The following is a 14,574-nucleotide window of genomic DNA, read 5'->3' as shown; positions in this document are numbered from 1 at the left end:
CCGCTCAGCTCTTGGGCGCGCCGGCGCCGGTCGGCGGAACCGAACCGCGGCGGCCGGCCGACTGGGCGCTTTCGGGCCCGAAAGCGCCCTTGGACAGTTCGGCGATGCCCGCGATGGAGCCGATCACCGAGGAGGCCTCCAGCGGCATCATGATGACCTTCTGGTTCGGGGCCGACGCCACCGCCTGCAGGGCCTTCACGTATTGCTGGGCGACGAAGTAGTTGATGGCGTTGACGTCGCCCTTGGCGATCGCCTCGCTGACCATCTGGGTGGCCTTGGCCTCGGCCTCGGCGGAGCGCTCGCGCGCCTCGGCATCCCGGAAGGCGGCTTCCTTGCGGCCCTCGGCCTCGAGGATCTGCGCGGTCTTGTGGCCCTCGGCGCGCAGCACCTCCGCCTGGCGCTGGCCCTCGGCCTCCAGCACCACGGCGCGCTTCTCGCGCTCGGCCTTCATCTGGCGGCCCATGGCGTCCACGAGATCGCGCGGCGGCACGATGTCCTTGATCTCGACACGGTTGATCTTGATGCCCCAGGGCGAGGTGGCGGCGTCCACTACGCGCAGCAGGCGCTCGTTGATCTCGTCGCGGTGCGAGAGGAGCTGGTCGAGATCCATCGAACCCATGACGGTGCGGATGTTGGTCATCGTCAGCGTCAGGATGGCCTGCTGGAGGTTCGACACCTCGTAGGAGGCGAGCGCGGCGTCCAGCACCGTGTAGAAGGCGACGCCGTCCACCGTCACGATGGCGTTGTCGCGGGTGATGACCTCCTGGCTAGGGACGTCGAGCACCTGCTCCATGATGTTCAGCTTGTGGCCGATCGTCTCCACATAGGGGACGATGAGCCCGAGCCCCGGGCTGAGCGTCCGCGAATAGCGTCCGAAGCGCTCCACCGTGTACTGGTAGCCCTGCGGAACGGTTTTCACGCCCGCCATCAGGGTGACGATCACGAAGATGACCAGCACGATCGCGAAGATCGTGAATCCCGAAATGACCATGCCCGCCCCCTGATTCGGCCCGAGGCCGCCAGCATCATATGGGGGCTTGAGCGCTGCAAGGAAATGACGGCCGGTCTTACACCCTCCCCCTCAAGGGGAGGGTGCTCGCTTCGCTCGACTCGCGAGGAGGTTCTACCGGGGCAGGATCGTCTCGCCCATGAGGTGCAGATCGATGGCGTGGGCCGCCTGGCGGCCTTCGCGAATGGCCCAGACCACCAGCGACTGGCCGCGGCGCATGTCGCCCGCCGCCCAGACCTTGTCCTGCGAGGTGCGGTAGGCGCGCTCGTCGGCCACCACGTTGTTGCGGCGATCGAGCGCGACGCCGGAGGTCTCGACCATGCCGGGAACCTGCGAACCCGCAAAGCCGATGGCCAGGAACACGAGGTCGGCGCGCAGGATGAACTCGCTGCCGGGGATCGGCACGCGCTTCTCGTCCACGCGGGCGCACTTCACGCCCGCGACCTTGCCGTTCTTGCCCTCGATGCCCAGCGTGGCGGCCTGGAACTCGCGCTCCGCGCCTTCGGCCTGCGACGACGAGGTGCGCATCTTGGTCGGCCAGTACGGCCACACCGCGAGCTTGTCCTCGCGCACCGGGGGCTTGGGGCGGATGTCGAGCTGCGTCACCGACAGCGCGCCCTGGCGGAAGGAGGTGCCGACGCAGTCGGAGGCCGTGTCGCCGCCGCCGATCACCACCACGTGCTTGCCGCCGGCCGTAATCGGAACCTCCTCGACCGGCTCCTGGCCGACGCGGCGGTTCTGCTGGGTGAGATACGGCATGGCGTAGTGGACGCCGGCCAGCTCCTGGCCGGGCAGGCGCGGGTCGCGCGGGTCCTCGGCGCCGCCGGCCATCAGCACGGCGTCGAACTCGGCCGTAAGCTCGGCGAACGGCTTGGTGACGCCGATGTTGACGCCGTAGTGGAAGGTCACGCCCTCCTGCTCCATCTGGGCGACGCGCCGGTCGATGTGGCGCTTTTCCATCTTGAAGTCCGGAATGCCGTAGCGCAGCAGGCCGCCGGCGCGGTTCTCGCGCTCGAAGACGTGGACGTCATGGCCGACGCGGGCGAGCTGCTGGGCGGCCGCGAGGCCGGCCGGGCCGGAGCCCACCACGGCGACGCGCTTGCCGGTCTTCTGCTCCGCCGGCTCGGGCACGACCCAGCCCTCGGCCCAGGCCTTGTCCGCGATGGCCTGCTCGATGGTCTTGATGGTGACCGGCATGTCCTCGAGGTTCAGCGTGCAGGCTTCCTCGCAGGGCGCGGGGCAGATGCGGCCGGTGAACTCGGGGAAATTGTTGGTGGAGTGGAGGTTGCGGGCCGCCTCGCGCCAGTTGTTGGCGTAGATCAGGTCGTTCCAGTCCGGGATCTGGTTGTTGACCGGGCAGCCCGGGCCGGAATGGCAGAAGGGCACGCCGCAATCCATGCAGCGCGCGGCCTGGCGGCCAACGTCTTTCTCGTCCAGCGGCAGCGTGAACTCGCGGAAATGGCGGATGCGGTCGCCGGCGAGCTGATACTTCTGCTCCTGCCGGTCGAACTCCAGAAAGCCTGTGACCTTGCCCATCGTCGTCTCCGAGGCCTCGCCTCACGTTTTGCACCCGGCTGCGGGAGACGCGGGCGCTTGTGGCCCGCATCGCCGCTCGGTCGCAGTCAAAGATGCGGGCCCGGGAGCCCGCGGTCCGGGTGAGCCTTACTCCGCCGCCTGCAGCGTGCGGAGCTTGTCCATTTCCTGCAGGGCGCGCCGGTACTCAACCGGCATCACCTTCACGAAGCGGGTGCGGTAGTCGGTCCAGTTCTCCAGGATCTCCTTGGCGCGGGTCGAGCCCGTGTGGCGCAGGTGATCGCTGATGAGCTGGTGCAGGCGCTCCTCGTCGTGGCCCGACATGTCGGCCATGATGTCGATACGTCCCTTGGTCTCCAGGTCGCCGCCATGGTGGTGGAGGCGCTCCAGCAGCTCCTCCTCCTCCTCGACGGGCTCCAGGTCGACCATGCTGAGGTTGCAGCGCTTGCGGAAGGTCTTGTCCTCGTCCAGCACGTACGCGATGCCGCCTGACATGCCGGCCGCGAAGTTGCGGCCCGTGGGGCCGATCACCACAACGACGCCGCCCGTCATGTACTCGCAGCCGTGGTCGCCCGTGCCTTCCACCACCGCCACCGCGCCCGAGTTGCGGACGCCGAAGCGCTCGCCGGCCACGCCGCGGAAGTAGCACTCGCCTGAGATCGCGCCATACAGCACGGTGTTGCCGACGATGATGGAGTGCTCGGCCGGCGCGCGGGCGTCATCCGCCGGGCGGATGATCAGCTTGCCGCCCGACAGGCCCTTGCCGACATAGTCGTTGGCCTGCCCGACCAGCTCCAGCGTGACGCCGGCGGCCAGGAACGAGCCGAAGCTCTGGCCGGCGGTGCCGTCGAGGCGGATGCGGATCGTGTCGTCCGGCAGCCCGGCGTAGCCGTAGCGCTTGGCGACCTCGCCCGACAGCATCGCGCCGGTGGTGCGGTCGACGTTGCGGATCGTGGAGCGGAGCTGCACCGGAGCGCCGCCCTCGATGGCCGGCATGGCCTCGGCGATGAGCTTGCGGTCGAGCACCGCGTCGATCGGGTGCTTCTGGCGCTCGACGTGGCGGACCGGCACGTCCGGGCCGACGTCGGGCTTGTGGAAGATGCGCGAGAAGTCGAGCCCGCGCGCCTTCCAGTGGCTCACGGCCTCGCGCTTGTCGAGCAGCTCGGAGCAGCCGACCAGGTCCTCGAAGCGGCGGAAGCCCATCTCGGCCATCATCTCGCGCACTTCCTCGGCGACGAAGAAGAAGTAGTTGATGACGTGCTCGGGCGTGCCCTTGAAGCGCTTGCGCAGCACCGGGTCCTGGGTGGCGACGCCAACCGGGCAGGTGTTGAGATGGCACTTGCGCATCATGATGCAGCCGGCCGCGATCAGCGGCGCGGTGGAGAAGCCGAACTCGTCGGCCCCCAGCAGCGCGCCGATGATGACGTCGCGCCCGGTGCGCAGGCCGCCGTCGACCTGCAGGGCGATGCGGCCGCGCAGGCGGTTCAGCACCAGCGTCTGCTGGGTCTCGGCGAGGCCCATCTCCCAGGGCGAGCCGGCGTGCTTCAGGGACGTGAGGGGGCTCGCGCCCGTGCCGCCCTCGAAGCCCGAGATCGTGATGTGGTCGGCGCGCGCCTTGGCGACGCCCGCCGCGACGGTGCCGACGCCCACCTCGGACACCAGCTTCACCGACACGTCGGCGGCCGGGTTCACGTTCTTCAGGTCGAAGATCAGCTGCGCGAGATCCTCGATGGAGTAGATGTCGTGGTGCGGCGGCGGCGAGATCAGGCCCACGCCCGGGGTCGAGTGGCGGACCTTGGCGATCACGGCGTCGACCTTGTGGCCGGGCAGCTGGCCGCCCTCGCCGGGCTTGGCGCCCTGCGCGATCTTGATCTGCATGACGTCGGCGTTGACCAGGTACTCGGCCGTGACGCCGAAGCGGCCCGACGCCACCTGCTTGATGGCCGAGCGCTTGGAGCGGCCGTCCGCGAGCGGAACGAAGCGCTCCGGCTCCTCGCCGCCTTCGCCGGTGTTGGACTTGCCGCCGATGCGGTTCAGCGCAATCGCGAGCGTCTCGTGCGCCTCCTTGGAGATGGAGCCGAACGACATGGCGCCGGTGGCGAAGCGCTTCACGATGTCGGCCGCGGGCTCCACCTCGTCCAGCGGAACCGGGCTGACGCCGCGGTCGGCCGCGGTCCGGATCCTGAACAGGCCGCGGATGGTGGTGAGCCGGCTCTCCTGCTCGTTCACCTGCCGGGCGAACTCGCGGTAGCGGTCCTGCGCGTTGTGGCGCACGGCGTGCTGCAGCGTCGCGACGGTGTCGGGCGTCCAGACGTGATCCTCGCCGCGGATGCGGTAGGCGTACTCGCCGCCGAGGTCGAGGGCGTTGCGGTACACCGGTGCGTCCCCGAAGGCGTCGCGATGACGCCGCACGGTCTCCTCGGCGATCTCCTCCAGGCCGACGCCCTCGATGGTGGTGGCGGTGCCGAAGAAGAACTTCTGCACGAAGGCGCTCTGCAGGCCGACGGCGTCGAAGATTTGCGCGCCGCAATAGGACTGGTAGGTCGAGATGCCCATCTTGGACATGACCTTCAGGATGCCCTTGTCGACCGACTTGATGTAGCGCTTGACGATCTCGTCCTCGTCGACCTCCTCGGGGATCTCCCCCCGCATGGCGGCCAGCGTGTCGAACGCCAGATAAGGGTTGATGGCCTCCGCGCCGTAGCCGGCGAGGCAGCAGAAGTGGTGGACCTCACGCGGTTCGCCAGTCTCCACCACGAGGCCCGCCGAGGTGCGCAGCCCCTTGCGGATGAGGTGGTGGTGCACGGCCGCGGTGGCGAGCAGCGACGGGATCGCGATGCGGTCCGGCCCTACCTGCCGGTCCGACAGGATGATGATGTTGTAGCCGCCATGCACGGCCGCCTCGGCGCGCTCGCACAGGCGCTCGAGAGCGCCCGCCATGCCGGCCGCGCCCTGCTCTGTCGGGTAGGTGAAGTCGATCGTCTTGGTGTCGAAGCGGTCCTCGAAGTGGCCGATGCAGCGGATCTTCTCCAGATCACCGTTGGTGAGGATCGGCTGTCGCACCTCGAGCCGCTTGCGGCGCGAAGAGCCCTCCAGGTCGAAGATGTTCGGGCGCGGACCGATAAACGACACGAGGCTCATCACGAGCTCCTCGCGGATCGGGTCGATCGGCGGGTTCGTGACCTGGGCGAAGTTCTGCTTGAAATAGGTGAACAGCGGCTTGGAGCGCGACGACAGCGCCGAGATCGGCGTGTCGGTGCCCATGGAGCCGACGGCTTCCTGGCCGGTGACCGCCATCGGCGACATCAGCAGCTTGAGGTCTTCCTGCGTGTAGCCGAAGGCCTGCTGGCGATCGAGCAGGCTCACGTCGGTGCGCGACTGACGCGGCTCGACGGGCTTCAGGTCCTCCAGGATGATCTGGCCGCGCTTCAGCCACTCGCGATAGGGGTTGGCGTTGGAGAGCGAGGTCTTGATCTCGTCGTCGGACACGATGCGACCCTGATCGAGGTCGATCAGCAGCATCTTGCCGGGCTGGAGGCGCCACTTGGTGACGATCTTGTCCTCTGGAATCGGCAAGACGCCGAACTCGGACGCCAGCACGACGAGGCCGTCGTCGGTGACCAGGTAGCGGGCCGGGCGCAGGCCGTTGCGGTCCAGCGTCGCGCCGATCTGGCGGCCGTCCGTGAAGCACACGGCGGCGGGGCCGTCCCACGGCTCCATCAGGGCGGCGTGATACTCGTAGAAGGCGCGCCGGTCCTCGTCCATGAGCGGGTTGCCGGCCCAGGCCTCGGGAATCAGCATCATCACGGCGTGGGCCAGCGAGTAGCCGCCCTGCACCAGGAACTCGAGCGCGTTGTCGAAGCAGGCTGTGTCGGACTGCCCCTCATACGAAATGGGCCAGAGCTTGGAGATCTCGGTGTCGAACAGCTCGCTGTCGACGGAGGCCTGGCGGGCCGCCATCCAGTTCACGTTGCCGCGCAGCGTGTTGATCTCGCCGTTGTGGGCGACCATCCGATAGGGGTGGGCGAGCGACCAGGTCGGGAACGTGTTGGTGGAGAACCGCTGGTGAACCAGCGCGAGCGCGGAGGCGAAGCGCGGGTCGGTGAGGTCCTTGAAGTACTCGCCGAGCTGGCCGGCCAGCAGCATGCCCTTGTAGGTGATCGTGCGGGACGACAACGACACGGGGTAGAACCCCTTCGTGCGCGCGTCGCGCATGTCGTAGATGGTGTTGGAGATCACCTTGCGGAGGATAAAGAGCCGGCGCTCGAAGGCGTCGCCAGCCTCCGTGGAGGCGGCGCGGCCGATGAAGACCTGCCGGATGCAGGGCTCGGTCGGCCTGACGCTCTCGCCCAGGCCGGAGCTGTCCACCGGCACGTCGCGCCAGCCGAGGAACTGCTGGCCTTCATCGGCGATGACCTTTTCGACGATGCTCTCGCAGAGCTTCCGCCCCTCGGCGTCACGCGGCAAAAACAGCATGCCGGCGGCGTAGTCGCCGGCCTGCGGCAGCGCGAAGCCGAGGCGGGTCGCCTCCTCGGAAAAGAACGCGTGCGGGATCTGCACCAGCATGCCGCAGCCGTCGCCGGCCTTGGGGTCCGCGCCCACCGCGCCGCGATGGTCGAGGTTAAGCAGGATCTGCAGGCCCATCTCGACGATGGCGTGCGACTTGCGGTTCTTCATGTCGGCGACCATGCCGACCCCGCAGGCGTCGCTCTCGCGCGCCGGATCATAAAGGCCCTGGGCTTCCGGCAGGCCGGGGTCGCGCACGACGAGGGGCGTGCGATCGGCCGACATGCGCTTCGAAGCCTCGAAGCTCGCGCCGATGGGGGCCTGCTCTGTCCGCTCGCTCATGGTCGCCCTCGTGTGGTCCGGTGTCGTCCCTCGAGCCGCCTCTGACGCGGCCCATCCTGCTTCGACCGGTCGGCGCAATCCTGCTCGATCCTGCAGGCTCGGCCCATCCGGGTCGGGGTCGGTCTTGTGGTTGGGAGGTCCGGTCGCGCCCCGTTTGCGCCCGCTCCCCGCGGGCGTCCGGTTCCGAAGAACCAGCGTGCGCCCGCTCAGCCCGCGTGTTTGCGGGTGGCGCGTTTACGATCGCGCGTGGCGGCCTTGCCGCGCACCGTCATCGTCGTATCCGCACCCATCATCCGCACGTGGCGTCCGCCATAAATAGAGGGCCTGAGCCCTGCAAATTGGGACAGCATCGCTGTCCTATTGGGGCCGGACAATGCCAGATAACCATACGCCGCACAAGGGCCATTTTTCGTCGCTTTCGCAAGAATGTTGCGGTGCCGGTTTCCGTCGCGCAAGGAAGTGAACGTCGCGGCTGCCGGCGCGCAAGTGTCTGACCCTCCGAGGCCCCGCGGCCCTCGCCCGACGCACCGCCGCCGTGCGGTGCGGGGGCTTGCCCGCCCGGCGCAGAAATGCATCGTGCGCCGCGACGCTTCCGATCGACGGGTACCCACACATGAACCTCGCCAGCGACAACGTGGTCGGCGCCAGCCGGCCGGTGCTCGAAGCTCTTCTGGCCGCCAATCAGGGCGCCGAAGGCGCCTATGGGGCGGACGCCCACACGGCCAAGGCTGAAGCCATGCTGAGCGACGTGTTCGAGCGGGAGTGCGTCTCGTCGCTGGTCGCGACCGGCACCGGCGCGAACGCGCTGGCGCTCGCGGCCCTGACGCCGCCCTGGGGGGCGGTGTTCTGCCACGCCGAGGCGCATGTGCTCGACGACGAGTGCGGCGCGCCCGAAATGTTCACGGCCGGGGCCAAGATCGTCGGCATTCCGGGCGCCGCCGGCAAGTTCACGCCCGCCGGGCTGGAAGCCGCGCTGGAGCGCTTCCCGAAGGGCGTCGCCAAGGCGGTGCAGCCGGCCTGCGTGTCCATCTCGCAGGTGACCGAGGCGGGCACGCTCTACACGCTGGAGGAGATCGGGTTGATCGCCGACACGGCGAAGCGGCACGGCCTGAAGGTCCACCTCGATGGGGCGCGCTTCGCCAACGCGCTGGCCGGCCTTGGCTGCACGGCGGCCGAGATGACCTGGAAGGCGGGCGTGGACGTGGTGTCGTTCGGAGCCACCAAGAATGGCGGCCTCGCCTGCGAGGCCGTGGTGTTCTTCGACAAGGCTACGGCCGAGAATTTCACCTTCCGCCGCAAGCGGGGCGGCCACACCGTGTCCAAGGGGCGCCTCCTCGGGGCCCAGATGGTCGGCTATCTGCAGGACGACCACTGGATGCATAACGCGCGGCACGCAAACGCGGTTGCGAGCACGTTGTCCGAGGGGCTGGCCGCCGTCGCGGGCGTGCGGCGCGTCTGGCCCACGCAGGCCAACGAAGTGTTCGTGTCGTTGCCGGCCGCCGTGGCGGCCCGGCTGAAAGATGCCGGCGTTCGTTTCGCACCGTGGTCGAGCGGCAGCATGCCGGAGGGGTTCGCGATCGCGGCTGACGACGTTTTCGCCCGGTTCGTGACCTCCTTCGCGACCCGCGAGGATGATATCGCCAAGCTTGTCGCGATCGCGCGGGGCTAGCTCCGCCTGCGACGAATCACGACGTCTGTCCGTCGCAGCGCCGCCTTAATCGCTCTTTAACCCTCGATCGCCTGCCATTCGAGGGAGCAAGCCCGTATGTTCGCGTTCATCGCCGCCGGCGTTCACGCCGGGGCCGTCCGTCGCTTTGCCCGCCGCGGCGCTCTTGCGCTCGCGGCGCTCACGGCCGCCACGCCCGTCTTGGCGGCGCCGCTCGGTTCCATCGACGCGCCGGTTGGCGCTCTGGTCGAGCGCGCCCAATGGTTCGGTTTCCGCGTAGCGCCGGAAGAAATCGCCGACATCCTCTACGCCCGGTACGGCATGCAGCGTGTGATGCGCATCCGCTCCGTGGGTGATGTGTATGAGGCCGACGCGGTTGATCGGCGCGGATTTCGGGTCCACGTGACGCTGGACGCCCAGAGCGGCCGCATGCTGGAGAGTTTTGTCGTCGGCGCCCGCGCCTATGATGCGCCGGTTCCAACCCCGCCCCGCGGCGTGCCCGGCGGGGCTTATCGTGATCCTTATCGCGACCTGCCGTCCTTCCCGGGCGACGACCAGCTGGAGCGGCGCAACCTCCGATCCACGCCGGATCCGTTCGGCGCCGAGCGCACGCCCGCACGACCGCCGCGCAACCGAGAGGCCCGCACGCCCGACGCCGCGACGGCGCCGGCGGCGCCACGCAAGCCGAAGGCGGTTCCGACCCCGCCAAAGCCGACCGAACAGGCTGTTCCCCAGCCCGCGCCGGTTCCCGACAAACCCGCCAGCACGGCGGCCCGCCCGGCCGCGCCGGAGCAGGACGCGATCAAGCCCGCCGCCCCACAGGCCGTTCCCGCGCCCGCCCCGACGGTTGTGCCTCCCACCACGACGCCGCCCGTTGTCGCGCCCCCGAAGCCGGCCGCCGAGGAGCCTGCCGCTCCGGCCGTTCGCCAGGCCGCTCCGGCGCCGCAGCGGATCCCCGAGCCCCTGGTGGATCCCAAGACGGGGCAGCCAAACGCGTCCGTGCCGGTCGCGCCGCTGGACGACTCCAGCAACAAGGGCCCGTCCACGCCCACGCCCAGCGTACCGCCGGCGACGCTGGATTGAGATCGGCCCCGCGTCGGCGATCGCGCATCGCCGACGCAAAGGCCCCAAACAGAAAGGGCGGCCAAGCGGCCGCCCTTCACGTTGCGGTGCGGGTTGGCGATCAGGCCGCGACGCGGGCGGTGGAGTCCACCTTCGCGGTCGTGTCGATCACGGTCTTCTGGCCGGCGCTGATCGGGATCAGGCGGGGCTTCTTGGCCTCCGGGATCTCGCGCACGAGGTCAATGTGCAGCAGGCCGTTCTCGAGGCTCGCGCCCGTCACCTGGACGTAGTCGGCGAGCTGGAAACGACGTTCGAAGCTGCGGGCCGCGATGCCCTGGTAGAGCACCTCGCTGGCGCGGTCGCCGCCGGCGACCTGCTTCTCGCCGCGCACCGTCAGGCCGTTTTCCTTCGCCTCGATGGCGATGTCCTGGTCGGTGAAGCCCGCGACCGCAATCGAGATGCGGTAGGCGTTCTCGCCGGTGCGCTCGATGTTGTAGGGCGGGTAGCTCGCGGCCGGGTCTCCGTTGCCCATCTGGTCGAGCATGGAGAACAGGCGGTCGAAGCCCACGGTGGAGCGGTAAAGGGGGGAAAGATCGTAGTTACGCATAGCATATCCTCCTAGAAGCGACATGCGGGCGGTCCGCCGGATGGCCGGACCGGCCGTTCAGCGCAGCCATTGTGGCCTGCGCATCCCTCAGGTGGGCATCGGTTTTCCGACCTTCAAGACCCCCTTCGCGCGATCCCGCCGACGCGCATGAACGGCGCGTGAACGAAGTTTTCCAACGCCGTTCAGGGTGAAGGCGACATAGGAGACGCCAAGGCGGGACCAGCGGCGGCTCCCGAAAGTTTGACCCCATGCGCGCTTTCGTTCGATCAGCCCTTGTCTGCTCCTCCCTGCTTGCGGGCGCGCTTGCGTTCGGCCCTCCGACCGCGCGCGCCGGCGACGACGTCTCGCGAGGCGGCCTGGAGCCGGGCGCGGTCGAGACCGTTCTCGGGCGGCAGGGGTACTCGGACATCAGGAACGTCCGCCGGAAAGGCGCGCTTTGGCTGGCCGAGGCGTCCAGCCCCCGCGGCCAGCGCGTGCGCACGGTGGTGGACGCCTTCACGGGTGAAATCACCGGGCTCGCGCCCGTCCAAGGCGGCGCCGACCCGGGCGCGCGCAAGTCTGCCGACGCACGGCTCTGACGCCGGACCCTGTCAGATGGCCGTCGATGGCGTATAACGCTTCGCAGCACCTGCAGGAGCGATCGTGGACCTCGTTGCGACCCCTGGTAATCCGATCCCGTCCAACCCCGTCACCGGGACGGTGACCAGCGCGGGCGGCGTGCGCCTGCGCGTCGCGCGCTGGCGGCCGACGTCCCGGCGGACCCGCGGGACGGTCTGCATCCTGCAGGGCCGGTCCGAGTTCATCGAGAAATATTTCGAGGTCATCGCCGAACTACGACGGCGCGGTTTCGCCGTGGTGGCGTTCGACTGGCGCGGGCAGGGCGGCTCCGAGCGGCTGCTGGTCGATCCCCGCAAGGGCCATGTCGACGACTTCGCGGACTTCGACGCCGATCTCCATGCCGTGATGGGGGACGTGGTGCGCCGCTCGTGCCCGGCGCCTTATTTCGCCCTGGCGCATTCCATGGGCGGTTGCGTGCTGCTGCGCGCGCTGATGCAAACGCCGGACCTGTTCGACCGGGTCGTCTTATCCGCGCCAATGATCGAGATCTCGGGCCTGCGCCGCCCCCGGCGCGTTCGCCTGCTCGCTGCGGCGCTCGACGTGCTCGGGCTTGGCGGAGCCTACATCCCGGGCGGCGGTCAGACGGCCGTGAACACGAAGCCGTTCGCCGACAATCCGCTGACCTCCGATCCGGCCAGGTATGCGCGGACGGCCGACATCATCGCGGCGGCGCCGGAGCTGGCGCTGGGCGACCCCACCATCGGCTGGGTGCATGCGGCCTTTCGCGCCATGGAGCCGTTTCGCGATCCCAACGTGCCGCTGCAGATCGCGACGCCGATGCTGATCGTGGCCGGAACGGCCGACGTCGTCACCGTGACGGCGGCGGCCGAGCGGTTCGCGGCGCGCCTCAAGGCCGGACGGGCCGTGATCCTGCCGGGCGCGATGCACGAGTTGCTGGTGGAGCGCGATGCTTATCGGAGCCTGTTCTGGGCCGCGTTCGACGCGTTTATTCCGGGCGCCGCCCCTCCGGCGAAGGCTGATGCCGCAAGAGCCGGGACCGAACCCGCCCTGGCGTGATCACGCGTTCAGCAGCCGCAGCACCTGTTCGTGCAGCCGTGGGTCGCCGGCCGCCACGACGGCGCCGCCCTTGGCCGGGGACTCGCCCGACCAGGTTGTCACGACGCCGCCTGCGCCCTGGATGATCGGCGCAAGCGCGACGATGTCGTAGGGCTTCAAGCTCGTTTCGATCACGACGTCGATGAGGCCGGCGGCCAGCATGCAGTAGGCGTAGCAATCGCAGCCGAAGCGGGCGAGCCGGGCCTCCTTCTCGACCCGCTCGAAGGATTCGAGCTCCGCGCCCTCGAACATGCGAGGCGTGGTGCAGGAGATGGTCGCGTCGGCCAGACTCACGCCCGTGCGGCTGCGCAGCACGCGCTCGCCGGTAGGGCCGCGCCATTTCGCCTCGCCGCCGTCGCCTGCGAAACGCTCGCGTGTGAATGGCTGGTGCATCATGCCGTAGCAGGGCTCGCCGTTGCGCGTGAGCCCGATCAGCGTGCCCCAGGTCGGCAGGCCGGAGATGAACGCCTTGGTGCCGTCGATCGGGTCCAGAACCCAGACGAACTCGGCGTCGGTGCGCTCGTCTCCATATTCCTCGCCGACGATGCCGTGCGACGGGAAGGTGCGCTTGATCATCTGCCGCATGGCGGCCTCGCCGGCGCGGTCGGCCTCGGTCACGGGATCGAACACGCCGCCGCGCGACTTGTCCGCCGCCGCCATGGTGGTGCGGAAGAACGGCAGGATCGCCTTGCCGGACAGGGTGGCGAGGTCGTCCACGAATGCAGCGAAGTCGACGGCCGTCATCGATCCATCCCGTTTGACGCAAGGGCGCCGGAACGGACTGGCCGCCCGCCCGGCGCAGAATGCAGCGTTCCGCCAAAGCCGCGCAAGCTGCGTTCGGAGGTCCGCCGTCGCGCCCGAGGCTCACGCGTGCGAGGCCGAGGCACGAAGCCCGGCCGTGATAGTGAAACGCCGACGCGTTGGCAAACGGAGGTCGCCCGGGGTCGAAGCTCTGGAGGGTTCATACGCGAACTATCAGGTTCGTGTGGGGGCTGTGCTGCAGTGCACGCATGCCGGAAAACAGTGGCTAATTGGGGCGCAACATCAATTTTTGATGTGAGGCAGCTTGCGGATCTGGGCGAAAAGGCTCTTGTAAATTGTGCAGTGCAATGCGATATTCATCGGGCGTTGGGACGCGCCTCGCGCGTTCGACGTAGCCCTCCTTGGGCGTTTCCTCCCTAGACTTGGGCCGCCGGCATCGCTGGCGGCCTCTTTCTTTTCAGGGGGGCTTGCGAGGCTACTCGGCCGCCAGCCGGCCTGCGCTCCGATACAGGTCGATTTCTCTTATCAGCGCGTCCGCGACCGCCATCAGGTCCTGCGACACCCGGGCGAAATTGGCCGTGCGCGTGAACTTGCGCTCATCCATGTAGAGGCCGCGGCAGATTTCGATCTGGATTGCGTGGCAGCCGCCGGCCGGATCGCCGTAGTGCTCCGTGATGAAACCGCCCGCATAGGGCTTGTTGCGGGCCACCACATAGCCGCGGGTATAAAGTTCGTGCTCGATCACGTCTGCGAACAGCCCCGCCGCGCTGGACCCGTAGCGATCGCCGATCACCACGTCGGCGCGCGAATGGTCATCCCTGTTCGCCACGCCGGTCGGCATGGAATGGCAATCCACCAGCAAGACCGTGCCGAAACGGCGCAGGCTCCTTTGCAGCAACTTGTCGAGGGCGCGGTGGTAAGGCTTGTAGATCTGGTCGATGCGCTGCAGCGCCTCGTCGACGGGCAGGCGCCTGGCGTAGATCTCCTGCGCGTCGCCGACGATGCGCGCGATGGTGCCGAGCCCGCCCGCGACCCGCATCGAACGCGTGTTCGCGTAGGCCGGGAGGCGGCCGTCGAACATGCGCGGGTCAAGCTCATAGGGCTCGCGGTTCACGTCCAGATAGGCGCGCGGAAAGTGAGCCGTCATCAAGGGCGCGCCCCGGCCGACCACTTCGGCGAAGAGCTCGTCCACGAAGGTGTCCTCCGAACGGCGCAGCGTCAGCGCGTCGAGCCGCGAGGCCGCCACGAAGCTGTCCGGGTAGATGCGGCCGGAGTGCGGGGAGTTGAACACCAGCGGGGTCGCCAGCGCGGCCGGTTCGTGGATCTGGAAAGCGGGAGCGAACAGGTCGGCGGGGCTGTGTGTCATCGGGTGTCCGCGAGCGCAAAGGCTGGTATGAAGTCTGCCTGCAACCG

Annotated in this window: 11 protein-coding genes; 4 read left to right on the top strand and 7 right to left on the bottom strand. The window is 68.9% G+C overall.

Features of this window, described 5'->3' with window-relative positions; genetic code table 11:
- Window positions 1-4 precede the first annotated feature (4 nt).
- The 4 genes from IEV99_RS20305 to IEV99_RS20290 all read right to left on the bottom strand — a co-directional run bounded on the left by IEV99_RS20305 (window position 5) and on the right by IEV99_RS20290 (window position 7,845).
- Entirely contained in the window at window positions 5-985 is a 981-nt protein-coding gene (locus tag IEV99_RS20305) for an SPFH domain-containing protein (RefSeq protein ID WP_188519764.1), read from the bottom strand.
- A gap of 138 nt (window positions 986-1,123) precedes the next feature.
- Window positions 1,124-2,545 (bottom strand): glutamate synthase subunit beta, encoded by a 1,422-nt coding sequence (locus IEV99_RS20300; RefSeq protein ID WP_188519517.1) that lies wholly within the window; start codon window positions 2,543-2,545, stop codon window positions 1,124-1,126.
- Window positions 2,546-2,671: 126 nt separating this feature from the next.
- The gene (gene gltB / locus IEV99_RS20295; RefSeq protein WP_188519516.1) at window positions 2,672-7,390 is read right to left on the bottom strand and encodes a glutamate synthase large subunit; all 4,719 of its coding nucleotides are present in this window, start codon (window positions 7,388-7,390) and stop codon (window positions 2,672-2,674) included.
- A 206-nt stretch (window positions 7,391-7,596) separates the two neighbouring features.
- Entirely contained in the window at window positions 7,597-7,845 is a 249-nt protein-coding gene (locus tag IEV99_RS20290) for a hypothetical protein (protein WP_188519515.1), read from the bottom strand.
- A gap of 158 nt (window positions 7,846-8,003) precedes the next feature.
- Here IEV99_RS20290 and IEV99_RS20285 point away from each other — a divergent pair, with 158 nt between their 5' ends.
- Window positions 8,004-9,059, top strand: a complete 1,056-nt coding sequence (locus IEV99_RS20285; RefSeq protein WP_188519514.1) for a threonine aldolase family protein — start codon at window positions 8,004-8,006, stop codon at window positions 9,057-9,059.
- Window positions 9,060-9,155: 96 nt separating this feature from the next.
- The gene (locus IEV99_RS20280) at window positions 9,156-10,139 is read left to right on the top strand and encodes a hypothetical protein (protein WP_188519513.1); all 984 of its coding nucleotides are present in this window, start codon (window positions 9,156-9,158) and stop codon (window positions 10,137-10,139) included.
- 100 nt (window positions 10,140-10,239) lie between these two features.
- Here IEV99_RS20280 and IEV99_RS20275 read toward each other — a convergent pair whose 3' ends face one another.
- The gene (locus IEV99_RS20275) at window positions 10,240-10,725 is read right to left on the bottom strand and encodes an Hsp20 family protein (protein ID WP_188519512.1); all 486 of its coding nucleotides are present in this window, start codon (window positions 10,723-10,725) and stop codon (window positions 10,240-10,242) included.
- A 248-nt stretch (window positions 10,726-10,973) separates the two neighbouring features.
- On the opposite strand from IEV99_RS20275, the gene IEV99_RS20270 reads away from it, so the two are divergent.
- Together IEV99_RS20270 and IEV99_RS20265 are read left to right on the top strand one after the other, a co-directional pair.
- On the top strand, window positions 10,974-11,303 hold the full coding sequence (locus IEV99_RS20270; protein WP_188519511.1) for a hypothetical protein: 330 nt from the start codon (window positions 10,974-10,976) through the stop codon (window positions 11,301-11,303).
- A gap of 64 nt (window positions 11,304-11,367) precedes the next feature.
- Window positions 11,368-12,360: an alpha/beta fold hydrolase gene (locus tag IEV99_RS20265; protein ID WP_188519510.1), complete on the top strand. Its 993-nt coding sequence runs from the start codon at window positions 11,368-11,370 to the stop codon at window positions 12,358-12,360.
- Here the strand turns inward: IEV99_RS20265 and hisN are convergent, their stop codons facing one another.
- Both hisN and IEV99_RS20255 read right to left on the bottom strand, forming a co-directional pair.
- On the bottom strand, window positions 12,361-13,143 hold the full coding sequence (gene hisN / locus IEV99_RS20260; protein ID WP_188519509.1) for a histidinol-phosphatase: 783 nt from the start codon (window positions 13,141-13,143) through the stop codon (window positions 12,361-12,363).
- Between the two features lie 493 nt (window positions 13,144-13,636).
- A complete protein-coding gene (locus IEV99_RS20255) occupies window positions 13,637-14,527 on the bottom strand; it encodes an N-formylglutamate amidohydrolase (protein ID WP_188519508.1) in 891 nt (296 codons plus the stop codon).
- Window positions 14,528-14,574 lie beyond the last annotated feature (47 nt).

The organism is Alsobacter metallidurans, from assembly GCF_014636935.1.
Classification (GTDB): Bacteria; Pseudomonadota; Alphaproteobacteria; order Rhizobiales; family Beijerinckiaceae; genus Alsobacter; species Alsobacter metallidurans.
The sequence above is the reverse complement of the archived record's forward strand: the minus strand, read 5'-3'. Positions and strand labels throughout refer to the sequence as shown.